The sequence below is a fragment of the Ruegeria sp. YTSC192 genome, assembly GCF_059609705.1.
On record NZ_JBXWMG010000003.1, the window covers coordinates 64,185 to 87,135 of the forward strand.

A 22,951-nucleotide genomic window follows, 5' to 3' on the forward strand; every position below is an offset into this window, starting at 1 on the left:
GGGCGGATGAGAATTGCACGCGCATCTATCGACCGGCCGCTTTATACGTGGCTGATCATCCTGATTGCCCTGTTTGGCGGCATCTGGGGCTTCCTTTCCCTGGGGCGTCTGGAGGACCCGGCCTTTACAATCAAAAACGCGGTCATCGTCACGCAATACCCCGGTGCGACAGCCGAGCAGGTGGCGCTGGAGGTCTCCGAGCCTTTGGAATCGGCGATCCAGCAGATGGGTGAGGTTGATACGATCACCTCGTTGAACCAACCGGGGCAGTCCCTGATCGAGGTTGAGATCAAATCCACCTATGACGGCAGCGAATTGCCCGCCATCTGGACCCGCCTGCGGGCCAAGGTGGGCGACGCGGCGCGGGGCCTGCCATCCGGCGTAAACCAGCCCTTCGTTAACGACGGTTTCGGCGACGTGTTCGGTTTGTTCTACGCCGTCACGGCCGAGGGGTTCTCGGACGCTGAAAAGCACGAACTGGCGACGTTTCTGCGGCGTGAGCTGTTAACGGTCGACGGCGTTGCCGATGTCGAGGTGCAGGGCCTGCCGCAAGAGGCGATCTTTATCGAACCGGACTTGGCCATCTCGGTGAACCAGAATGTCCCGTTCCAAGCCATCAATGAGGCGGTTGCCAATGCGGATTCGGTCAATGCCTCGGGCTCGGTTCGGTCCGAGAACGACCGCACCGCCATTCTGACCGCCGAAGGCTCGGATAGTGTATCGGCTATCGCCGGATTGTCGGTCGGCTCGCAAGGGCAGGTGATCAACCTGTTTGACATGTCCAACGTCTACCGCGCCCGTCAGACCGACCCGGATATCATGATCCGCTTCGATGGGACCGAGGCCTTTACGCTGGGCATTGCCGGTTCGGCCGCCGAGAACATCGTCGAAGTCGGCAAACGCGCGGATGCCAAATTCGCCGAACTGGACACGCAAATCCCGTTTGGTGTGGAAATCCTGCCCATCTACCAGCAGCATGTGGTGGTCGAGCAAGCCTCAAACGACTTTCTAGTGAACCTGGCTATGTCTGTGATCATCGTGGTTGCGGTTCTGGGCCTTTTCATGGGCTGGCGCGCCGCCATCGTGGTTGGGTCGACATTGCTGCTGACGGTCGTCGGGACACTGCTGTTCATGGCGCTGTTCTCGATTGAGATGGAGCGGATCTCGCTGGGTGCCTTGATCATTGCGATGGGGATGCTGGTGGACAATGCTATTGTCGTGGCCGAGGGCATGCAGATCGCGATGCTGCGCGGCAAATCCTCGCGCGATGCGGCGGATGAGGTGGCTTCAAAAACGCAGATCCCGTTGTTGGGCGCGACGGTTATCGGCATCATGGCCTTTGCAGGTATCGGTCTCAGCCCCGATGCGACCGGAGAGTTCCTGTTCTCGCTCTTTGCGGTTATCGGGATCTCGTTACTGCTCAGCTGGGTTCTGGCAATCACAGTTACCCCGATGTTGGCGCACTACTTCTTCAAACAGGGCAAAGAGGGTGAGGTTGACGCCTATGGCAGCCTTCTGTTCCGTGTCTATGGTGCGATCCTGCGCTGGGCGTTGCGGTTCCGCTGGCTCGTTGTGGCCGGGCTGATCGCTGTAACGGTGGCCTGTTATGCGGGCTTTGGCCTGATGAAGCAGCAATTCTTCCCGGACTCGAATACGCCGCTGTTCTTTGTCCACTACAAGCTGCCTCAAGGCACACCAATCTCGCGTACCTCAGCGGATATGGCCGTGGTTGAGGATTGGTTGGCGGAACGTGACGATGTGGTGTCCGTCACCACATTTGTCGGACAGGGCGCGACCCGTTTCATGCTGACCTATAGCGCTGAGGACCCGAACCCGAGCTACGGTCACATGATCATTCGGTCGGAAACGCTGGAGGATATCCCAACGCTTCAGGCCGAACTTGAGGCCTTTGGGATGGCTCAGTTCCCAGAAAGCGAATTTCGCACCAAACGTCTGGTCTTTGGTCCGGGTGGAGGCACCCCGATTCAAGCCCGCTTTTCGGGCAGCGACCCAGCCGTGCTGCGGCAGTTGGCGGACGAAGCGGTTCAACGCATGGCCGCTGCTACGCCCAACGCGCTCAACATCCACCATGACTGGCGCGAGAAAGAGTTGGCGGTGCAACCGATCTACGCAACCGAACGCGCGCAGACAGCCGGTGTTTCGCGTGAAGATATTGCGGCCACGCTGCAATTCTCGACCGACGGCATCACCGGGGGCGTCCTGCGCGAGCGCGACCGCCTGATCCCGATCATACTGCGCCGCCCTGCAGAGGGTGACTATTCGATCGTCGATCAGGTCGTATATTCCGATCAGTCGGGCCAATTCGTGCCCATCGAGCAGATGGTGGATGGGTTCGAATACCAGCTGCTCAACACCGAGGTTCACCGGCGCAACCGGGTTCTTACGATCACTGTTGGCGCGGATATCCCGCCAGATGTGACCGCAGCGCAGGTGCATTCCGAGGTGCGCGCAACGATCGAAGAGATGGATCTGCCACCCGGCTATCGCATGGAATGGGGCGGCGAGTTCGAGGACTCGGGCGATGCCCAGGCAAGCCTTGGCAGGCAATTGCCGCTGAGCCTGTTGATCATGGTGCTGATCTCGGTCCTGTTGTTCAATGCGATCCGCCAGCCGGTCATTATCTGGCTTTTGGTGCCAATGTCGGTGAATGGCGTGGTGATCGGTTTGCTAGGCACCGGACTGCCGTTCACTTTTACGGCTCTTCTGGGTCTGCTCAGCCTGTCGGGGATGCTGATCAAGAATGGCATCGTTCTGGTCGAAGAGATTGATCTGGTCCGTGCAACGGGCAAACCCCTACAGGAGTCGATCATCGAAGCATCCGTTTCGCGTCTGCGGCCGGTGATGCTGGCGGCGATTACGACGATCCTTGGGATGGCCCCGCTGCTGACCGATGCGTTCTTTGTCTCGATGGCGGTCACGATCATGGGCGGGCTGGCCTTTGCCACGGTGCTGACCATGGTCGCGGCCCCGGTCTTCTACCTGCTGTTCTTCAAGCGAGATGAGAAGCGGCACGCGATCGCTGCTTAAACGAAAAACCCCCGGTCAGCGACCGGGGGTTTTACTTTTTATCTGGTGCTGCAGGTCAGCCCTGCAGCGATTTCACCTCAACATCCCCTTCGGCCTGCGCCTTAATTGCCAACGCTGCCGCATGGCTGGCTGCCGCGGTGGTGAAATAGGGGATCTTGTCATAGAGAGCGATCGACCGGATCGCCTTGCTGTCTTCGACCGCCTGTGCGCCTTCGGTAGTGTTCATGACCAACTGCACCTGACCGTCTTTCAGCATGTCCGCCACGTCCGGGCGGCCCTCATAGACCTTGTTGACTATGTCACAGGCCACGCCCTGTTCTGCCAGCCACGACTGTGTGCCGCGTGTGGCGACCAGCGAGAAACCCTGTTCTGCCAGAACCTGTGCAGCCTCTAGCATCGCAGGAGTTTTGTCGGCGTCTTTGATCGAGATGAAAGCACGGCCCGCCGAGGGCAGAACCATACCAGCCCCCATCTGCGCCTTCAGGAAGGCGCGCGGGAAGTCGCGATCCCAGCCCATGACCTCACCGGTCGAACGCATTTCCGGGCCCAGAATGGTGTCGACGCCAGGGAAGCGGGCGAATGGCAGTACGGCCTCTTTTACCGAGAACCATGGCATGTCGGGATCGGCCAGTGTCATCTGGTCAGCGATCTTGGTATCGTCCACGGTTTTGTAGGGCGGGCGTTTCGGGAAATCCGCCAGTTTCTCACCCGCCATGACCCGCGCGGCGATGGACGCAATAGCGCTGTCAGTGGCTTTGGCAACAAAAGGTACGGTACGAGAGGCGCGCGGATTGACTTCGATCAGGTAGATCTCATCATCCTTGATCGCGAACTGGACGTTCATCAGGCCGACCACGTTCAACGCTTTGGCCAGTTTGAATGCCTGTTCCTTGATCTGCCCGATGATTTCTTTCGACAGCGAATAGGGCGGCAGCGAACAGGCCGAGTCGCCCGAGTGGACGCCGGCCTCTTCGATATGTTGCATGATGCCCGCAACGTGAACGTCGGTACCATCGCACAGAGCGTCCACGTCCAGTTCCACCGCGCCAGCCAGATAGCTGTCCAGCAGCACGGGGCTGTCGCCCGATACCACGACGGCCTCGTTTATATAGCGGCGCAACTGATCCATATCGCGCACGATTTCCATCGCGCGGCCGCCCAGAACGTAGGAAGGGCGGATAACCAGCGGAAAGCCGATATCGTCAGCAATCTCCAACGCCTGTTCATCGGTCGAGGCGATGCCGTTCTTCGGCTGCTTCAGGCCCAGATCATTGACCAGCGCCTGGAAACGTTCACGGTCTTCGGCCAGGTCAATCGCGTCCGGCGTGGTGCCGAGGATCGGAATACCTTCCTCTTCCAGCGCGTTCGCCAGTTTCAGCGGGGTCTGACCGCCGAATTGAACGATGACGCCGTGCAGCGTGCCATTTTCCTGCTCTTTCGTCAGGATTTCCATGACGTGTTCAAAGGTCAGGGGCTCAAAATACAGCCGGTCAGAGGTGTCATAGTCCGTTGAGACTGTCTCGGGGTTGCAGTTGACCATGATGGTCTCATACCCCGTCTCGGTCAGCGCGAAACAGGCGTGACAGCAGCAATAGTCGAACTCGATGCCCTGACCGATCCGGTTCGGGCCGCCGCCGAGGATGACGACCTTTTTGCGATCACTGGGCCGCGCCTCGCATTCGACCTCACCCATCATCGGAGCTTCGTAGGTCGAGTACATGTAAGGCGTCTGCGCTTCGAATTCGGCGGCGCAGGTGTCGATGCGCTTGAAGACGGCGGTCACACCCAGATTGCGGCGGGCGCGACGGACGTTGTCCTCATTCCGACCGGTCAGGTTGCCTAGACGCGCGTCCGTAAAGCCCAGCATTTTCAGCTTGCGGATGCCGTCTTCGGTCACTGGCAGGCCGTCTTTGCGGACCTGACGCTCGGCTTCGATAATCTCGCGGATACGGGCCAGGAACCACGGATCGAACTTGGTGACACCGAAGATCTCGTCATCACTCAGACCATGACGCATCGCCTGTGCAATGGTACGCAGACGATCAGGCGTCTGCTGGCTGATCGCCTTGATCACGGCAGCCTTGTCGTCCGCTTCTTCCCAAACGCCGACGTTCAGGCCGGGGATTTCGATTTCGTCAAAGCCGGTCAGGCCCGATTCCATTGAGGCCAGCGCCTTCTGCATCGATTCGTGGATGGTGCGGCCGATAGACATCGCCTCACCCACCGACTTCATCGCGGTGGTCAGGTAAGGCTCAGATCCCGGGAATTTCTCGAAGGCGAATTTCGGGATCTTTGTGACGACATAGTCAATGGTCGGCTCGAACGACGCGGGCGTGACTTTGGTGATGTCGTTGTCCAGCTCGTCCAGCGTGTAGCCGACGGCCAGCTTGGCGGCGATCTTGGCAATCGGGAAACCGGTCGCTTTGGAGGCCAGAGCGGATGATCGCGATACCCGCGGGTTCATCTCGATGACGACCATGCGGCCATCTTCGGGATTGATCGCCCACTGTACGTTCGAGCCACCTGTCTCGACCCCGATCTCGCGCAGAACGGCAATCGAGCCATTGCGCATGATCTGGTATTCCTTGTCGGTCAGCGTCAGGGCAGGGGCCACAGTGATCGAGTCACCGGTATGCACGCCCATCGGGTCCACGTTTTCGATGGAACAGACGATGATGGCGTTGTCGGCAGTGTCGCGCACCACCTCCATCTCGTATTCTTTCCAGCCCAGCAGGCTTTCATCGACGAGGATCTGGTTGACGGGTGAGGCATCCATGCCCGAGCGGCAAAAGTGGATATAATCCTCACGGTTATAGGCCACACCACCACCGGTGCCGCCCAGAGTAAAGGCAGGGCGGATGATGGCGGGCAGGCCGATCTCTTCCAGCTCATCCAGCGCCATTTGCACACCGGCGTCCAGATCGGTGGAGCCGTCTTCACGCTTGGGGGCGGTCACGATGGTTGCTTTAGGGTTTTCAAGACCCAGCCGGTCCATCGCCTCGCGGAACAATTTGCGGTCTTCGGCCATTTCGATGGCGTCGCGCTTGGCGCCGATCATCTCGACGCCGAACTTGTCCAGCACGCCCATCTCTTCCAGCGCGAGCGAGGTGTTCAGACCGGTTTGACCGCCCATCGTGGGCAGCAGGGCATCGGGGCGCTCTTTCTCGATGATCTTGGCGACAACTTCGGGGGTGATCGGTTCGATATAGGTGGCATCGGCCAGACCCGGATCGGTCATGATCGTCGCGGGGTTCGAGTTGACCAGAATGACCCGGTAGCCTTCCTCGCGCAGCGCTTTACAAGCCTGAGCGCCGGAATAGTCAAATTCGCAGGCTTGTCCGATAACAATGGGGCCCGCCCCAATGATCATGATCGACTGGATGTCGGTTCTTCTCGGCATGGCCTTGTTCCTTTGATTGTCAGCGAGTCAGGGCACCGCCCCAGCGCCCAAATTGTCCTGCGTTATAGGGACCGCGTGAAAAGGTGCAAGAGGTATCGGAAACGAAGGCGAAATTGCCGCTTTCCCCCCCTTCCCTTGGCAGAGTATTCTCTATATCGCGCATCACGGCCAATGAGGATGCACTTGCGTATTCGTTTTGATCAGGGACCTGCCGGTCCGGGAACCCGGTTCGACCGGCCATCCCACATCATCCGGGCGGATGCCGCGGACGAGGTGCCACAGGCGTTGGCGGCCCTTGACGACGCGCGCGCGGCGGGCAGTTGGCTGGCCGGTTATGCCAGTTACGAGCTGGGCTATGTGTTGGAACCTCGGCTGCTTGGCCTGCTGCCGAATGATCGCAAACTGCCGCTGCTATGTTTCGGAGTCTACGATGCGCCGGATCAAAGCGCGTTACCCAAGGCCGACTGCGGCGTATCTGCGTTTCAGCCACGTTGGGATGAAGCCCGCTATGCTCAGGCCTTCGAAACGGTGCATGATGCCATCGGGGCAGGGGATATCTATCAGGCGAACCTGACCTTCCCGATTGATCTGACGGTTGATGGAGAAAGCGCGGCGCTTTACGCAGCGCTGACATCCGGCCAGCCGGTCGGCCACGGAGCGCTGGTGCAACAGGACGGCCTGCCGGACCTCCTCAGCCGCTCGCCCGAGCTTTTCTTCCGCACGGATGAGGCCGGACAGATCGAAACGCGGCCGATGAAGGGCACCCAGCCCCGCAGCGAAGACATGGCCGAGGATGCCCGTCGTCGCAATTTCCTGTCCTCGGATGAGAAAAACCGGGCCGAGAACCTGATGATCGTTGACCTCCTGCGCAATGATATCAGCCGCGTGGCGCTGCCCGGTTCGGTTCACGTGCCCGAACTGTTCAAGGTCGAAACCTATGCCACGGTGCATCAGATGGTCTCGCTGGTGCGGGCGCAGCTGCAGGTCGGGGCCGGACTGTCCGACGTCATGAAGGCTCTGTTCCCCTGTGGTTCGATCACAGGCGCACCGAAGATCCGCGCGATGGAGATCCTGTCCGAGCTGGAGCCCTGGGCGCGCGATATCTATTGCGGAACAATTGGCTGGGCCGCACCGGATGGCCGGTCGGAGTTCAACGTAGCCATCCGCACGCTGATGGTGGACGATAGAAAGGCCACCCTGAACGTCGGCGGCGGCGTGGTATGGGACAGCACAGCCCCATCTGAATACGAGGAAGCCCTATGGAAAGCCCGCTTCGCCCACCAGTTGAGCCTGATTTCCGTCTGATCGAAACGCTTGGGTTCCACCCCGATGAGGGTTTCTTGCGATGTGACCGGCATCTGAACCGCATGGCGCGCACGGCAAGGGCTTTGGCGCTGCCCTTCGATCGTACAGCGGCGGTCAGGGTTCTGTCGGTCGTTGCCAGCAAAACCCCGTTGCGGTGCAGGCTGACCATGGATGTCGACGGGGGCTTTGACCTGACCACCGCGGCGTTGGGCGAAAACCCTCCGATCTGGCGGCTGGGGATTTCTCCGCTTCGGCTGAATTCAGGCGATATATGGTTGCAGCACAAGACCACGCGCCGCGCTGTCTATGACACTGCCCGGGCCTCTCTGCCGGAAGGCATTGATGAGGTGCTGTTCCTCAACGAGGGCGACGAACTGTGCGAAGGAACCATCACCAACCTGTTCGTTGAAATGCCGGACGGGCGCAGGCTTACGCCTCTTGTGTCTTGCGGTCTTTTACCGGGCATTCTGCGTGAAGAGCTGTTGGAAAACGACTGGGCCGAGGCTGTACTGACCATGACCGATCTGAAATCCGCCAAGGCGATATACATGGGTAACTCTCTACGTGGTCTCATCCCTGCAAGGCTGGTGGAGCTATGAGCAACGACAGTGCGTTGGATCATCACCCGGTCGCCTTGGGGCGTTTGTGGCTTGAGTTTGGCGCGTTCTTTGTTGCCGCTCCGCTGTTGATCGCTGTCCTGTTCCCACCCGACTGGATGTTCCCGGCTTTGTTCGCATTCACCGGTCTGGGCGTCCTCCTCTTGCATGTCACGCCGGGCTTCCAATGGGCCGAGCTGCGCTACAATTGGGCAAACTGGTCGGTCCGCGAACTGGCCGCTTTCGCGGCTTTTACAGCACTGTTCTGCACCGCGCTGATCTACCTGACCCGCCCGGATGCTGCTTTTTTCCTGCTGAAACACCGACCCGAAATGCTGGCGTTCATCTGGGTCGGCTATCCGCTCCTGTCTGCGCTGCCGCAAGAGCTGTTGTTCCGCCCACTGTTTTACCGTCGCTACCACGCGATCCTGCCCGAGGGTCGCAGGGCCGATCTTCTGAACGCGGCTGTCTTTTCCTTCGCCCATCTGATGTATTGGAGCTGGATCGTCGCCGTCATGACCTTTGTCGGCGGCCTGCTGTTCAGCTGGGCCTATCGCAATCGAGGGTCCTTCTTCTACGCGGTGCTGCTGCACGCGATTGCGGGGAATATCATCTTTGCCGTTGGTCTGGGCGTGTATTTCTATTCCGGCAACGTTCAAAGGCCGTTTTGACGGCGCGACCCGCCTTGACTTTCCAAGCCTGACAGGGTGTATCGGCGCGACGAATTCTGCGCCCGAAGGGATATTCCATGCACGCCTATCGCAGCCACACCTGCGCCGCACTGACCGCCGCCAATGTCGGTGAAACCGTCCGCCTGTCCGGCTGGGTGCATCGTGTCCGAGATCATGGCGGTGTGCTGTTCATCGACCTGCGCGACCATTTCGGAGTAACACAAGTGCTGTGCGACGGCGACAGCGCGGCCTTTGCCGAGCTCGAGAAAGTGCGCTCGGAATGGTGTATACGCATCGACGGCACGGTAAAAGCGCGGGCCGCCGATCTGGTGAACCCGAAGCTGCCCACCGGTGAGATTGAAGTTTACGTGCGTGAGTTGGAAGTGCTGGGCGCGGCTGATGAGCTGCCGTTGATGGTATTCGGCGATCAGGAATACCCCGAGGAGACGCGCCTGCGCTATCGCTACCTCGACCTGCGCCGCGAAGTGATGCAGCAGAACATGACCCTGCGCTCGGACGTAGTGGCCTCGATGCGTCGCCGTATGTGGGATCAGGGCTTTCGTGAATATCAGACGCCGATCATCACCGCCTCGTCGCCCGAAGGCGCGCGTGACTTCCTTGTGCCCTCGCGTCTGCATCCGGGTAAGTTCTACGCGCTGCCGCAGGCGCCGCAGCAGTTCAAACAGCTGATCATGGTGTCGGGATTCGACAAGTATTTCCAGATCGCGCCGTGCTTCCGTGATGAAGACCCGCGCGCCGACAGATCGCCCACCGATTTCTACCAACTTGACCTCGAGATGTCGTTTGTTGAGCAGCAGGACGTGTTCGACACGATCCAGCCCGTTCTGACCGGTGTGTTCGAAGAGTTCGGTGGTGGCCGCAAGGTCGATCAGGACTGGCCTCAGATTTCCTACAAGGACGCAGCCCTGTGGTATGGCAGCGACAAGCCCGACCTGCGGAACCCGATCAAAATGCAAGTCGTCTCTGACCACTTCCGCGGGTCTGGCTTTGCGATCTTCGCAAAGCTGTTGGAGCAGGAAGGCACCGAAATTCGCGCCATCCCGGCGCCGACCGGTGGCAGCCGCAAGTTCTGTGACCGTATGAACGCCTTTGCCCAAAAAGAAGGTCTGCCGGGGATGGGCTACATCTTCTGGCGTGATCAGGGCGAAGGGATGGAGGCTGCGGGCCCGCTGGCCAAGAATATCGGCCCCGAGCGCACCGAGGCGATCCGTCAGCAACTGGGTCTGGGTGTCGGCGACGCGGCGTTCTTCCTGGGCGGCAAGCCGAAAGCCTTTGAAAAGGTCGCTGGTAAAGCCCGCGACGTGATCGGTGATGAGCTTGGCCTGACCGAAAAAGATCGCTTTGCCTTTGCCTGGATCGTGGATTTCCCGATCTACGAGCAGGACGAAGAAACCGGCGCTATCGATTTTGAACATAACCCGTTCTCGATGCCGCAGGGCGGTATGGAGGCGCTGAACGGCAATCCTCTGGACGTGCGCGGCTATCAGTACGATTTGGCCTGCAACGGGTATGAGCTGGTCTCGGGCGCGATCCGGAACCACAAGCCGGAAATCATGCTGAAAGCCTTTGAGCTGGCAGGCTATGGCGAGGACGAAGTGAAATCTCGCTTTGGGGCCCTATTCAACGCGTTCCACTACGGCGCGCCGCCGCACGGTGGTTGCGCGGCGGGCATCGACCGGATCGTGATGCTGCTGGCCGACGAGGCCAACATCCGCGAGGTCATGATGTTCCCGATGAACCAGCGTGCCGAAGATCTGATGATGGATGCGCCGTCCGATCCAAGCTCGGACCAGTTGATGGAGCTGGGGCTTCGTATCATCCCTCAGGATTAAACAACAGCCGCCCGCTTCAAGCGGGCGGTTTGCGTTTGGGGGGCGAAACTATGCAATCGCCGCGAAACACCCGATCACACAAATCATCGGGATCAAGGATAAGGTGATATCCCGGTTCTGACCCGAAGCACCAATACCTGGCTATGCCTGTGGTATTCTAAGGACATTGGATGCGCCAAGTCCTTAAGTTGAAACCTGAAACGCCCTATAACGTTTCGGGCTAAACCTGGGACACGAATACCCTGCCACGCTTTCAGCGTTCTCGGGACATTCATGTCACTTGGTGATTCCGGTAAGACCTGAAACGCCCTAGTCCAGAGGATTGGCTACCCCGACCCGTTTCGCCCGAATGGCCCGAGCCGAGCTGCGCGCCTGTCGGTATATCCACAAACACAACAAAGATGCGGTGATGAAATAGGCGGTGATCAATTTAGATAGCCTCTTTCTGCTGCAATCGGTTTTGAACGATCCCGGCAACCTGCGCTGCACGGGCGGTGATCGGCGTCCCCTCAGAGCGCGAAGCGGCAAGGTCTTTTGCCGCCTTGATCAGGACCAGATCATTGGCCTCGCGCGCGACGCTGCCCAGAAACTGGGCTGCATAGTCCAATGTGCGGTGATCATTCGGCCCGGCCAGAACATCTGCGATATGGGCCATGTCGTCCTGATAGGCGAGGGGGTCAGGATGGATCTGCTCATCCCGGACCGCATGGAGTTCGCTGGGGCGGCGGTCTTCGGGCAGCAGCTCAAGAATGGTTTTCTGAAAGAAGGCCATGGATTTGATCGGCTTATCCAGAAACCCATCTGCCCCGGCCTGCATCGCCTGTTCGCGCGTGCAATCATCGCCGGACATGCCAAGGATCACACCGATCCGAGGCGTGGCCCGCGTCAGTTCGACAATCAGATCAGCGCCCGAGCCATCTGGCAGCCCCATGTCCACGACGATGATCGAGGGGCGATAGATCTGCAGGTGGCGTCGGGCCGATTTCAGGCAATCTGCACGCCGGATCCGCGCGCCGCTGTGCAAGCACATCAGGCGGATCACGTCGCAGGAATACCGGCTGTCTTCGACAACCAGAATGGTCTGTCCCCGCAACGGCTGGGTCGCGGTGGGTGTGGCAATGGTGGTCAATGGTCCCGAATCGTCCATGGCAGCTCTCCTATCCAGCAGATGCCTCACGCTAGGAACTTCTGGCTAACACAGGGTTAACGGGCAATTTGGCGCACTTGTTCTTTGGCCGGGCAGCCCCCATAACCCAGGCAACGCAGGACAGAGGAGACTATCATGATTGGACGCCTGAACCACGTTGCCATCGCCGTTCCGGACCTTGAGGCCGCATCGGATCAATACCGCAATGCGCTGGGCGCCAAGGTGGGTGCGCCTCAGGATGAACCCGATCATGGTGTGACGGTTGTCTTCATCGAACTGCCCAACACGAAGATCGAGCTTCTGTACCCGCTGGGTGATGACAGCCCGATCAACGGGTTTCTGGAAAAGAACCCCGCCGGAGGCATCCACCACGTCTGTTATGAGGTCGACGATATCATCGCTGCCCGTGACCACCTGAAGGAAACCGGCGCGCGTGTGCTTGGCTCGGGCGATCCCAAGATCGGTGCCCACGGCAAACCAGTGCTGTTTCTGCATCCCAAAGACTTCAACGGTTGCCTGGTTGAGTTGGAACAGGTCTAACGCCAGCCCGGAGGGCCTGACATGACTATCACTGCTGCTTTGGTTCTGTTTGCCGTCATCTGGTTCATGACGCTGCTGATCGTTCTGCCTATTCGTATCAAGACGCAGGGCGACTTGGGGGATATCGTTCCGGGCACCCATGCGGGTGCGCCGGAAGAGCATCACATGAAAAAGAAGATGTGGATCACCACCGGCATTTCGATCGTTTTGTGGGCGATCATAGCCGGGATCATCCTGTCGGGCGCGATTTCGGTGCGCGACTTCGACTGGTTGAACCAGCTGGAGCCGCGCTGACCTCAGTTGGCCGAAAGCTTGTGATAGATATGGGTGAACGTGGCCGCCCCGAGGATCGGGATCACCAGGTTCACCAAAGGAACGGAAAGCGGGATTGCCATAAGCGTTCCTGCCGCCCAGATGGTGGTGGCGTGTTTGGCGCGTAGCTTACGCGCCCCATCACGGCCCAAGCGGCGCATAGCGGCCAGCGTAAAGTACTCCCGTCCCAGCAGAAATCCGTTCATCGCCCAGAAAATGAAGGGCGCGAAGGGTGGAAAGATCGCGTAGAGGATCAGTGCGAAAATATTGGCCAGGATCAGCACACCCATAAAGGCCAACCCATCCATGACGGCCTCGGATACCGGTATCCTTGGGGCTTTGGGCAGGGTCGGATAGTGCTTGTCCTCAACAGCCTGCGCCACGTCCTCGAGAAAGATCGAGGTGATGGCCGAGGCGACCGGCACCATCAGGAACACCGGCAACACCAGCACCAGAAAAATGCCCGAGTAATTCAGCACGTCGTTCAACCACGGAACCGTGCCGACGAAAGGCAGTGAAATCTCGTTACCGGACAGCGAATTGATGAACCAGATCGCGCCCGCGCAGGCGAGGATCAGCAACAGGATTGTCAGCCCGATGCCCCGAAACAGGACAGAGCGGAATTTTGGGTCTCCGATCTGACCCAGCGCTGCAAAAAACGCGTTGAGGATGATCATTCCGTGACCCATTCCGTCATGGCTGCAACATCGGGCCGAGGGCGCTCGGGTGGGGTGGTGCCTTCGGTGGCGATGTGAATCAGGCCCGCGACGCGTTCATTGTCGGCCAGCCCAAATGCCTTTTGGCAGAAGGCACGGTCATGGGTCTGCCAGCCGGATAGCCAATTGGCGCCCCATCCTGCGGCCAGCGCGGCGTTGAGCAGCGCAAGACAGACCGCACCTGCCGAATAGGTCTGTTCGATGGCCGGGATTTTCTCGGACGGTTTCTGGACCTCGATCACCGCCACGGCCAGATGTCCCAGATCAAACTGGCTGCGCGCCTTGGCGATGTCTTCGGGGCTTTTGCCCAAAGCGGCGCCGCATTCCTCGGTCAGTCTGGCCAGACGCGCCATTGCGCCCTTTTCCAACACAATGAACCGCCAAGGCTCAAGCTTGCCATGATCAGGGCTGCGCGCGGCTGCGGTCAGCAGCGGCAACAGCTCATCCCGCGTCGGAGCCGGAGCGATCAGCGTTTTTGCAGGGCGAGAGCGGCGCACCTGCAGAAATTCCAGCGCGGCGGGGTTTTTCAGGGACATATGTTAACTTCCTTTACATCAGCGGTTTGTATTTTGGTTGCCACGGCTTGGGTTTCAAGGGGCTGGACAAGGTCGCTGGGCCTTTTCCGCCCGGTCGGTGCCTGCGGAAAAGGGGGCTGAATGGCTACGTTTGGGATATCTAAGACATCGACGGGTCGCCGTCCATGCGCGCTTTAGGACTCTTGATCCTGCGTTTCGCGAATCTGATAGACACCTTCAGGCAGGTCCAGCGCGGCCGCCAGATCACGTACCTGTTCAGGCGACAGCGTGATTTTCTGGACCTCACCGGTACGGGGATCGAATTGCTCCAACGTCACGCATTCCGCGAAGCTGTTGATGACAACGTCCTCATGTAAAGGCTTGTCGCCTTCATCCACCAGAGTAATCACCGTCGAGTCGAATTCATGCTCAATCGAAAACATGCACTCAGAGTGCGCGCGACCGCCTCGCAATGCAAGCCGTTTGGGCGCGTTCCGGGTATGGTCGTGCCGTCATGCGCGCGCTATGTTCCCCTCAGGGCCTGACCGCGTGAAGGAAACGTGATGCGTCGACTCATTCTTCTGGTGATTGCACTGTTTCTGGCGGCATGTAGCGCGGAAACCCTGCGTGAGCAGTCCGTCGCCGAGTGGGAGGCCTCGGACGCGCCCATAACGGTTGAGACTTTCCGCGAGGTTAGCCGGGTAATCGGTGACGAGGCACGCGCGCAGTGTCTGAGCGCCTCTCGGGGGCAGAACTGTGATTTCCGGATTCTGGTGGACTTGAACCCAAAGGCTCCGGCGAATGCGTTTCAGACGCTGGACGACAAAAAGCAACCGGTGATCATTTTCACCCGCTCGATGATCCAGTCGGCCCAGAACGCGGATGAGCTGGCCTTTGTCATGGGCCATGAGGCGGCGCATCACGTTCTGAGACACATCGCCCGTCAAAGCGAAAACGCCAGTGCCAGTGCTGCGAAATTCGGAGATCTGGCGCGGCTGCGCGGCGGCAGCGATGCCGAGATTGAGCAGGCGCAGAAACTGGGTGCCAAGGTGGGTGTGCAGGCCTATGTTCAAACCTTCGAGCTTGAGGCCGATCAACTGGGCACAATCATTACCTACAATGCCGGATATAACCCTCTGGTCGGTGCCAAGTATTTCGACCGCATCCCGGATCCCGGTGACAGGTTCCTCAGCACACATCCGCCTAACGCAAAGCGGGTTCAAATCGTTCAGCAAACGGCCCGACAACTTGGATTGACCCAATGACAGATGTGTTGCGGTTGGGGGTCGTCCTGACGGATCGGGGCTCGAAATACGCGGTCTCGGGCGCGCATGTCGAATCGCGGGCCGAGATTGATGCGGTGCTGGACGCGCTGCGTTCGGACAAAAGCTATGCCAAGGCCACGCACAATACATGGGCGGCGGTTTTGCCGACGGGCGGGCTTAAGGCGGACGATGGAGAAAGCGGTGCCGGCATGGTGATCCTGCGCATGTTGGAGCGTGAAGGATTGCGCAATCACGTGATCATCGTCACCCGCTGGTATGGCGGCAAAAAGCTGGGCGGAGATCGCTTCCGCCGGGTTCAGGACGCCACACGCGCCTATCTGGATCGGATCAGTACCCCGACTTGACCTGAATCAAAGTCCTTTGCCCCATGCTTGTTACCCTGTTTGTCAGCGCGACAGGGAAAGGACGCAACATGCCCAGCCTGAAATCACTGCGACTGCATGCCGGTTTGGTGGACGACATGGCGAACATGCTGGATGTCGATCTCGAGGAAGCCACGATCAGGGGCGATGTGTCCATGGATCAACTCTCGGATGCGGTGCTGCGTTGTACCGATTGTCCCAACCCGAGCAATTGTCAGGCTCTGCTATCTCAGGCATCCTATCTGAGCCGCACCCCGGACTATTGCCGCAACAAAGACCTGCTGCATAAGCTTATGCCCTAAAGCCGGTTGGCAGTATGCCGCATCTGGGAAGCATCATGACACATGTTCGTCTGGTCCTGCGCATGGGTCAGACAACCGGCACGGACCTTGTTGAGGCGCACCGGTCTGGCAAGCTGAGCCAACAGGACTGGGCCGAGATGATCCAGTTCTGCCGAGGGTGCGCCTCTGCGCAAGACTGCCCAGAATGGATGGATCGGCAGGTCGCAGGTGCGGACACGCGGCGGACCTGTCCGAATCGTGCGAAATTTGCCGCGCTCAAGACCGTGCAGACCGAACAGGCCTGAGGCCTCAGGACCTGACCTGACAATCAGAGCTTGGAATGCGACCCGTCGCACAGGGGTTGCTTGGAGGTGTGCTTGCACGCGCAGAAGAACACTTTCTTGCTGGCTTCAGCAGTGTATTTGACCGGCTCGAACGTGCTGCCTTTGTGGGAGCCATCGCAGAAAGGCTGGCGCTTGGACTGGCCGCAAGAGCACCAGAAATAGCTTTTTCCTTCTTCGACCTCGACGGGAATGGGCGCGTTCTGGGCGATGATCGGGGGCTGAGACATGTGGCTACTCCGTCCTTTTGCTGATGTCTCAAACAAGTCTAGGGTTATGTTCCCGAAAAGGTAGCCCGTCTTTGCTTGCGGATCGCAGAAAACGGGTTGCGCAGGCATGGAATCGCTGTGTTACACGGATTCGTGATTGATTCTGTTGCCAGATTGGCGGCCAGCCCGTATTCTGATTCTGGCCCCGAAAATTGGGCAATATCAGCAAAGTAATAAAGGAATGATGGACATGAAACTGAAGTTTGCCGCCATTGGTGCATTTGCTCTGGTCCTGACTGCTTGCGCGCAGCAGGAAGAACCGACCCCAGTATTTGTTCAGCCAAGCTATGACAAAGCTGGCACGCCAAGCTGCCCGGGCGGGTATGATCTGGCAACAACCGAAGCAGGTCAGACCGTCTGCAACCCGGTTACCCAGTAAAGTCTTTGCAGGCGGCCCCGGTGTGGGCCGTCTGCACATCCGACGGAGTGGATGCCGCCCTTGGGGCGGTTTTTTCTTACCCATTGCACAGCGCGCCGCAACCCTTCAGAACGGCACGACAGCAATCACCCGAGGACTCATGCTCAAATTCTTTTCCCGCCTCAAGGACCGCACCATCTGGAGCTGGCAGGGATTGGCTGTCACCTGGCGGGATGAGTATTCTTTTCGGGTCTGGGGGTATGCCAATCTGATCTCGGCAACGCTTGCTATTTGGTTCCCCATCAGCGGGGCCGAGCGTGCGTTGATCCTTGTCATGGGTGTTTTGGTTCTTGTGGCAGAGCTGTTCAACACGGCCATCGAAAGGGCGGTAGACTTTACCTCGACCGACCATCACCCGCTGGCTGGGCAGGCCAAGGACGCCGCAAGTGCAGCCGTTGCCTTGACAGCGATTGCCGCCGGGATTGCCTGGGTCGTGGCGCTGATCGGTCTGATCTAACCCGAAACGCTATAGAGGTTTAGCGAAACTTGCGATGTATCTTGTGACGCAGACCAAACGATCTGTGTTTCAGGTGCCGTGGCCTGTGATGCCTGAGAACCAGTTTTCGACGCGGATGAAGGGCAGGTTTGGCGCGTTTGGACCTGTGTTTAACGACCGGAGCCGCGTGATGCCGGTGAACATAGTGCTTGCTGCGTTTGTGAAACACCAGTTTGCTGCCACCGCCCGACAAGATCTTGACCGAGCCGCCATGCGCATGCTGTGCCGCCACCGGAGGCGCCAGCACCATGGCCGCCACCGCCAAGATTTTGAAATGAGATGAAATCGCCGGAAACCGAAACATGAAACCCTCCAAACTGTGTGGGGTTCAGCATCGCGGCTATGGTGGGCAAGCGCCAATAAACTCGGCTCACGCTTGCCCTACCTGTTTTGTAGCTTTCAGATCATAGGGTTGGGGGTGATCAAACCCGTTTGCCCCACAAGTCATATTCACCGGCTTCATCGACTGCGACCGTCACGAGGTCTCCGGGGTTGAGGGTTTCGAACCCCTCATCAATGAACAGGTTGCCGTCAATCTCGGGCGCGTCGGCCTTGGTTCGGCAGGTCGCGGCCTCGTCGTCGACCTCATCCACGATGACCTGAAGGGTCTGACCGACTTTGGCGGCCAGTTTGGCCTCGGAGATCGCCTGTGCCTTTTCCATGAAACGGTCCCATCGGTCCTGCTTGACCTCGGGGGCCACATGATCGGGCAGATCGTTCGAGCGCGCGCCGTCGACGTTTTCGTACTGAAAACAGCCGACGCGATCCAATTGCGCCTCGTCCATCCAATCCAGCAGGGTCTGGAATTCGGCGTCGGTCTCGCCCGGATAGCCAACAATGAAGGTCGAGCGCAGAGTGATGTCCGGGCAGATCTCGCGCCAGGCTTTGATCTCATCCAGTGTTTTGGCGGCTGCCGCCGGACGGGCCATGCGCTTCAGGACATCCGGGTGGGCGTGCTGAAAGGGGATGTCCAGATAGGGCAACACATTGCAGCCTGCATCCGCCATCAGCGGGATCAACTCACGCACATGCGGGTAGGGGTAGACATAGTGCAGCCTGACCCAGGCGTCGAGCTGCCCCAACTCGCGCGCCAGATCGGTGATGTGGCTGCGCACCTCGCGATCTTTCCACGGGTTCACATCGTATTTCCGGTCCAACCCATAGGCCGAAGTATCCTGACTGATCACCAGCAACTCGCGCACGCCATTGTCGACCAGTTTCTCGGCCTCGCGCAGCACCGCATGGGCCGGACGGCTGGCGAGTTTGCCGCGCATGTCGGGGATGATGCAGAACTTGCACTTATGGTTACAGCCCTCGGAAATCTTGAGATAGCTATAGTGCCGCGGTGTCAGTTGCACCGAGCTGGCAGGCAGCAGGTCCACGAACGGGTCCGGATCAGGCGGCACCGCCACATGCACGGCATCTAAAACCTGCTCATATTGATGCGGGCCGGTGACCGCCATGATGCGCGGGTGGTGTTCCCGGATATAGTCCGGCTCGGCCCCCAGACAGCCGGTCACGATGACCTTGCCGTTTTCGACCAGAGCCTCGCCGATGGCGTCCAGAGATTCGGCCTTGGCACTGTCCAGAAACCCGCAAGTGTTCACAATCACGGCATCAGCCCCGGAATAATCAGGCGAAATGCCGTACCCTTCGGCGCGCAGCCGGGTCAGGATGCGTTCGCTGTCGACAAGCGCTTTGGGGCAGCCCAATGAGACCATGCCGATGGTCGGCTGGCCTGAACGCGGCGTGTCGGTGATCCGGGCAGACGGGGCAAGGTCGGGGCGGAGGTTTGGCGGATTGCTACTCATGCGGCCGCGTATAGTTTGGATTGGTTCCCCTTGCAAATGCGACCATGGGTTTGAATGATACCCCAAACACAAGCCAAAAAAAGGCGGAGAGCAGTTCGATGAAATGGCTGATACGTATCTTGTTCATCTTGGTGGCCGTTGTGGGCCTTGTCGTGGGCGCGCTTTTGTTGATGCCCGGTGACAAGCTGGGCGATCTTCTGGCCGAACAGGTCAAGGCGGAAACGGGGCGAGACCTGACCTTCTCGGGCGATGTTTCAATCTCATTCTGGCCGGTTCTTGGCCTTGAAACCGGGCCAGTCACCTTTGGTAACGCTGATTGGGCGGGGTCCGAGCCGATGCTGAGTGCCGAAAGCCTGTCTTTCGGTGTGGATGCGGCGGCACTTTGGGCGGGCGACATCCGGATCAAGCGGGTCTTTGCTGACAGCCCTGTTCTGCGGTTGGAATATGCCAACGGGCGCGGCAACTGGGAACTGACGGCACCCAGCGCTGCACCCAGTACTGGCGCAGGAACAGCGCCCGCGCCTCAGGCTACGCAACCGATCACGCTCGACCAGCTAGAGCTGAGCAATGCGCGCCTGATCTTCATCGAAAACGGCGCGACCAAGTGGAATTTCCGGGATGTTAACCTTTCGGCGCAATGGCCGGATATCACGGCCCCGATGATCATGGAGGCCAATATGGCCGTTCCCGGTGGTACCGTTCAGGTGGGTCTGACACTACCTGACCTGCCCGGTTTTGCCTCGGGTACTGCGGCACCGTTGGAGCTGTCGATGACAGCGCCGGGCGGGCGGATCACGTTCAACGGGCGCGTCACCATCGAAGGAGAGATGGACGGTAAAACCGAGGTCAAGACCAGTAGTACAGACGCTATGCTGGCCGCCTTCGGGCAGGCAGGCGTGGCGGTGCCCAATGGATTGGGGCGCGTGGCGGATGTATCGGGACAGATGACCTATACGCGGGACGGTCGCATCGCTTTGCGGAACATGACCGCCGTGCTGGATCACAACCGGTTTGATGGCGAGGCCGATATCGTGATTTCAGACCCTCCGCAGATCACCGCCCGGTTGAGGGCTGGCGATCTGGATTTTTCGACCTTCGCAGACACTGTCGAGACGGGTTCCAGTGGTGGAGGGGCTTCTGCCAGCGACGGCTGGTCGACGACACCCATCGACGCGTCGGCGCTGGGCTTGGCGAATGGGTCGATTCGACTGACGGCAACCTCCATCGCGGTGCCGGACATGACCCTTGGGCAAAGCGACCTGACGCTCAACCTCGACCGATCGCGTGCAGTTCTGAAAATGCAACCAGCGACCCTGTTTTCCGGTCAGTTGAACGGTCAGGTGGTAGCCAACAATCGCAACGGCCTGTCCGTCGGTGGAAATTTCAAAGCCGAAGGAATCGACGTGAAACAGGCGCTGTCAACGCTCGGAGGCATAGAACGGCTGACAGGTACGGCCTCGGCCTCGCTGGAGTTTCTGGGCGTGGGGCAGACCGAAGATGCGATCATGCGGTCACTGTCCGGCAAGGGCGATATTGCCGTTGGGAAAGGAGTGATCTCCGGCTTCGATCTGAATCGGCTGATGGGCCGCGGCGAAGGGTCCGGAGGGACCACGGTGTTCAACAGCCTGACGGCCAGTTTCACGATGGATGGCGGCAATCTGACGAACAACGACCTGCTTATGTCGCTGGATAATTTCAGGGCGGATGGCGCGGGGCGTGTCGGGGTCGGCGCGCGCGATATCGATTATCTGTTCACGCCGGTTGCCCTGCGCGCAAACTCAGGCGAAGGGATCGCCGTGCCTGTGCGCATCGTCGGCCCGTGGAGCGACCCTTCGATCCGCCCGGACCTGACAAAGGTCATCGAGGCGGCGGCAGAAGGAAAGCTGAAAGATCTGGAGAACGACGCCAAAACCAAGGTTCTGGAAAAGGTCGGATCAGAGCTGGACACGAGTATCACAGACACCGATCAGATCGAAGATGCGTTGAAGGATAAGCTAGAGGAAGAGGCCAAGAAAGGCTTGCTCAAGCTGTTCGGAGGGGATTGATCGGGGCGCGCATCGGCGCCCCATTCCTTTAGATCGTCTGGTCGTAGTCGCCGACGCCGGACTCGGTCCGGATCACAGCGTCGATATCGGCAAAGATCGCCCGCATCTCTGCTTCGCTTTCGCTGCTTTCGCAGACAACCACCAGATTGGGGGTGTTCGATGAGGCCCGCACCAGACCCCAACTTCCATTGTCCAGAATGACGCGCGCGCCGTTGACGGTAACGACCTCTTTGATGGCGCGGCCGGCGAGACTTTCACCCGCGTCGGCCTTGGCAACCAGCTTGTCCACGAGGCGCTGCAGGATATCGTATTTCTCGGTATCGGCTGCGTAGGGCGACATTGTCGGAGTGGACCATGTTTTGGGCAGAGCTTTGCGCAGGTCAGACATGCGTTGATCCGGGTTGCGGTCCATCAGTTTGCAGATTTCCACCGCAACGCGCATCCCGCAGTCATATCCGCGACCAACAGGTTCGGCGAGGAAGTAGTGGCCTGACTTCTCAAACCCTGCGAGGGCCCCGATCTCTTTGACCCGGCGTTTCATATGGCTGTGGCCGGTTTTCCAGTAATCTGCCTTGACGCCGAGGGCCTGCAATTCTGGGTCGCTGGCAAACAGGCCCGTGGATTTCACGTCGGCCACGAAGGTTGCGCCGGGATGCAGCTTGGCCAGATCGCGCGCCATGATGACACCGACCTTGTCGGCAAAAATCTCTTCGCCCTCGTCATCGACCACACCGCAGCGATCGCCGTCACCGTCAAATCCCAGCGCCAGATCGGCACCGCTGGATGTCACTGCGTCGGCCATGTCATGCAACATCTCCATGGCTTCGGGGTTCGGATTGTAGTTCGGGAACGTGTAGTCGAGTTCGGTGTGGCTTGGCACGACCTCAACACCGATCCGCTCAAAGATTTCGGGCGCAAAGGCCGAGGCGGTGCCGTTGCCCGTGGCGCAGACGACCTTGAGCGGGCGGGACATTTTGAAATCGCCGACCAGATCGTCGATATAGGCCTCTTTCACGCCGTCGACGAATTCGTAAGAGCCGCCCTCGCGCGCTACTGTCTCGCCATTCAGCACGATATCGCGCAGCTCGGACATCTCGTCCGGGCCGTGGGTCAGCGGGCGGTCAAAGCCCATCTTGACCCCGGTCCAGCCGTTGGGGTTGTGGCTGGCGGTGACCATCGCCACCGCCGGAACATCCAGATGGAATTGCGCGAAATAGGCCATTGGGCTGAGGGCAGGGCCGATGTCCTTTACCTGAATACCCGCCTGCATCAGGCCAAGGATCAGCGCGTTCTTGATGGCCAGAGAATAGTCGCGATAGTCATTGCCAACTGCAATGACCGGCGCGATGCCGCGTTTGTGCATCTGAGTACCAATGCCCAGCCCAAGCGCGGTCATGCCCGGCAGGTTGATCTCATCCGGGTATTTCCAGCGCGCATCATATTCGCGGAACCCGGTGGGTTTGATCATCGGGTCGCGCAGAAAGCTCCAGGTGTTTGGGGTCACCTCGGGAATAGGTTTGGTCATAACTGGTCTCAATC

At 59.4% G+C, this 22,951-nt stretch carries 23 protein-coding genes; 14 read left to right on the plus strand and 9 right to left on the minus strand.

Going from position 1 to position 22,951, the window contains the following annotated elements; genetic code table 11:
- Positions 1-6 precede the first annotated feature (6 nt).
- Complete coding sequence (locus AC2FD8_RS05785) at positions 7-3,048, plus strand: efflux RND transporter permease subunit (RefSeq protein ID WP_496854477.1); 3,042 nt, start codon at positions 7-9, stop codon at positions 3,046-3,048.
- A gap of 55 nt (positions 3,049-3,103) precedes the next feature.
- Here the strand turns inward: AC2FD8_RS05785 and carB are convergent, their stop codons facing one another.
- Positions 3,104-6,448, minus strand: a complete 3,345-nt coding sequence (carB, locus tag AC2FD8_RS05790) for a carbamoyl-phosphate synthase large subunit (RefSeq protein ID WP_496854478.1) — start codon at positions 6,446-6,448, stop codon at positions 3,104-3,106.
- Positions 6,449-6,625: 177 nt separating this feature from the next.
- On the opposite strand from carB, the gene AC2FD8_RS05795 reads away from it, so the two are divergent.
- From AC2FD8_RS05795 to aspS, 4 genes are all read left to right on the plus strand, one after another.
- Complete coding sequence (locus tag AC2FD8_RS05795) at positions 6,626-7,753, plus strand: aminodeoxychorismate synthase component I (protein ID WP_496854872.1); 1,128 nt, start codon at positions 6,626-6,628, stop codon at positions 7,751-7,753.
- Positions 7,708-8,352: an aminotransferase class IV family protein gene (locus AC2FD8_RS05800; RefSeq protein ID WP_496854479.1), complete on the plus strand. Its 645-nt coding sequence runs from the start codon at positions 7,708-7,710 to the stop codon at positions 8,350-8,352. Before AC2FD8_RS05795 ends, AC2FD8_RS05800 begins: the two co-directional genes overlap by 46 nt.
- Positions 8,349-9,020, plus strand: coding sequence for a CPBP family intramembrane glutamic endopeptidase (locus AC2FD8_RS05805; protein ID WP_496854480.1), 672 nt, complete (start codon positions 8,349-8,351; stop codon positions 9,018-9,020). Before AC2FD8_RS05800 ends, AC2FD8_RS05805 begins: the two co-directional genes overlap by 4 nt.
- 77 nt (positions 9,021-9,097) lie before the next feature.
- Positions 9,098-10,873, plus strand: a complete 1,776-nt coding sequence (aspS, locus tag AC2FD8_RS05810) for an aspartate--tRNA ligase (protein ID WP_496854481.1) — start codon at positions 9,098-9,100, stop codon at positions 10,871-10,873.
- A gap of 430 nt (positions 10,874-11,303) precedes the next feature.
- Here the strand turns inward: aspS and AC2FD8_RS05815 are convergent, their stop codons facing one another.
- Positions 11,304-12,020: a response regulator gene (locus tag AC2FD8_RS05815; protein WP_496854482.1), complete on the minus strand. Its 717-nt coding sequence runs from the start codon at positions 12,018-12,020 to the stop codon at positions 11,304-11,306.
- A 135-nt stretch (positions 12,021-12,155) separates the two neighbouring features.
- Here AC2FD8_RS05815 and mce point away from each other — a divergent pair, with 135 nt between their 5' ends.
- Positions 12,156-12,560 carry a methylmalonyl-CoA epimerase gene (gene mce, locus AC2FD8_RS05820; protein WP_496854483.1) on the plus strand — a complete coding sequence of 135 codons (405 nt, stop codon included), beginning with the start codon at positions 12,156-12,158 and terminating at the stop codon, positions 12,558-12,560.
- A gap of 21 nt (positions 12,561-12,581) precedes the next feature.
- Positions 12,582-12,854: a DUF1467 family protein gene (locus AC2FD8_RS05825; protein ID WP_170374730.1), complete on the plus strand. Its 273-nt coding sequence runs from the start codon at positions 12,582-12,584 to the stop codon at positions 12,852-12,854.
- A 2-nt stretch (positions 12,855-12,856) separates the two neighbouring features.
- On the opposite strand, the gene AC2FD8_RS05830 is transcribed toward AC2FD8_RS05825, so the two are convergent.
- The 3 genes from AC2FD8_RS05830 to AC2FD8_RS05840 form a co-directional block, all read right to left on the minus strand.
- Positions 12,857-13,549: an EI24 domain-containing protein gene (locus AC2FD8_RS05830; protein WP_496854484.1), complete on the minus strand. Its 693-nt coding sequence runs from the start codon at positions 13,547-13,549 to the stop codon at positions 12,857-12,859.
- Positions 13,546-14,124, minus strand: a complete 579-nt coding sequence (locus tag AC2FD8_RS05835) for a nitroreductase family protein (protein WP_496854485.1) — start codon at positions 14,122-14,124, stop codon at positions 13,546-13,548. The genes AC2FD8_RS05830 and AC2FD8_RS05835 overlap by 4 nt, the downstream gene beginning before the upstream one ends.
- 173 nt (positions 14,125-14,297) lie before the next feature.
- A complete protein-coding gene (locus AC2FD8_RS05840) occupies positions 14,298-14,546 on the minus strand; it encodes a DUF8831 family protein (RefSeq protein ID WP_496854486.1) in 249 nt (82 codons plus the stop codon).
- 120 nt (positions 14,547-14,666) lie between these two features.
- Between AC2FD8_RS05840 and AC2FD8_RS05845 the strand changes: the two genes are divergently transcribed.
- The 4 genes from AC2FD8_RS05845 to AC2FD8_RS05860 are packed head-to-tail and all read left to right on the plus strand — an operon-like array spanning position 14,667 to position 16,337.
- Entirely contained in the window at positions 14,667-15,368 is a 702-nt protein-coding gene (locus AC2FD8_RS05845) for a M48 family metallopeptidase (protein WP_496854487.1), read from the plus strand.
- The gene (locus tag AC2FD8_RS05850) at positions 15,365-15,733 is read left to right on the plus strand and encodes a YigZ family protein (protein WP_496854488.1); all 369 of its coding nucleotides are present in this window, start codon (positions 15,365-15,367) and stop codon (positions 15,731-15,733) included. Before AC2FD8_RS05845 ends, AC2FD8_RS05850 begins: the two co-directional genes overlap by 4 nt.
- Before the next feature lie 23 nt (positions 15,734-15,756).
- Entirely contained in the window at positions 15,757-16,053 is a 297-nt protein-coding gene (locus AC2FD8_RS05855) for a DUF6455 family protein (RefSeq protein ID WP_496854489.1), read from the plus strand.
- Positions 16,054-16,067: 14 nt separating this feature from the next.
- On the plus strand, positions 16,068-16,337 hold the full coding sequence (locus tag AC2FD8_RS05860) for a DUF6455 family protein (protein ID WP_496854490.1): 270 nt from the start codon (positions 16,068-16,070) through the stop codon (positions 16,335-16,337).
- A 23-nt stretch (positions 16,338-16,360) separates the two neighbouring features.
- Here AC2FD8_RS05860 and AC2FD8_RS05865 read toward each other — a convergent pair whose 3' ends face one another.
- Positions 16,361-16,603, minus strand: coding sequence for a CDGSH iron-sulfur domain-containing protein (locus AC2FD8_RS05865; protein ID WP_496854491.1), 243 nt, complete (start codon positions 16,601-16,603; stop codon positions 16,361-16,363).
- A gap of 229 nt (positions 16,604-16,832) precedes the next feature.
- On the opposite strand from AC2FD8_RS05865, the gene AC2FD8_RS05870 reads away from it, so the two are divergent.
- Both AC2FD8_RS05870 and AC2FD8_RS05875 read left to right on the plus strand, forming a co-directional pair.
- Positions 16,833-17,021: a hypothetical protein gene (locus AC2FD8_RS05870; protein ID WP_496854492.1), complete on the plus strand. Its 189-nt coding sequence runs from the start codon at positions 16,833-16,835 to the stop codon at positions 17,019-17,021.
- Between the two features lie 139 nt (positions 17,022-17,160).
- The gene (locus AC2FD8_RS05875) at positions 17,161-17,517 is read left to right on the plus strand and encodes a diacylglycerol kinase (protein WP_496874289.1); all 357 of its coding nucleotides are present in this window, start codon (positions 17,161-17,163) and stop codon (positions 17,515-17,517) included.
- A 19-nt stretch (positions 17,518-17,536) separates the two neighbouring features.
- Here AC2FD8_RS05875 and AC2FD8_RS05880 read toward each other — a convergent pair whose 3' ends face one another.
- Together AC2FD8_RS05880 and rimO are read right to left on the minus strand one after the other, a co-directional pair.
- Positions 17,537-17,860 carry a hypothetical protein gene (locus AC2FD8_RS05880; RefSeq protein ID WP_496854494.1) on the minus strand — a complete coding sequence of 108 codons (324 nt, stop codon included), beginning with the start codon at positions 17,858-17,860 and terminating at the stop codon, positions 17,537-17,539.
- Positions 17,861-17,978: 118 nt separating this feature from the next.
- The gene (gene rimO, locus AC2FD8_RS05885) at positions 17,979-19,367 is read right to left on the minus strand and encodes a 30S ribosomal protein S12 methylthiotransferase RimO (RefSeq protein WP_496854495.1); all 1,389 of its coding nucleotides are present in this window, start codon (positions 19,365-19,367) and stop codon (positions 17,979-17,981) included.
- A gap of 98 nt (positions 19,368-19,465) precedes the next feature.
- Here rimO and AC2FD8_RS05890 point away from each other — a divergent pair, with 98 nt between their 5' ends.
- Entirely contained in the window at positions 19,466-21,412 is a 1,947-nt protein-coding gene (locus tag AC2FD8_RS05890) for an AsmA family protein (protein WP_496854496.1), read from the plus strand.
- 28 nt (positions 21,413-21,440) lie between these two features.
- On the opposite strand, the gene AC2FD8_RS05895 is transcribed toward AC2FD8_RS05890, so the two are convergent.
- Entirely contained in the window at positions 21,441-22,937 is a 1,497-nt protein-coding gene (locus AC2FD8_RS05895; protein WP_496854497.1) for a phosphomannomutase/phosphoglucomutase, read from the minus strand.
- Between the last annotated feature and the right edge of the window lie 14 nt (positions 22,938-22,951).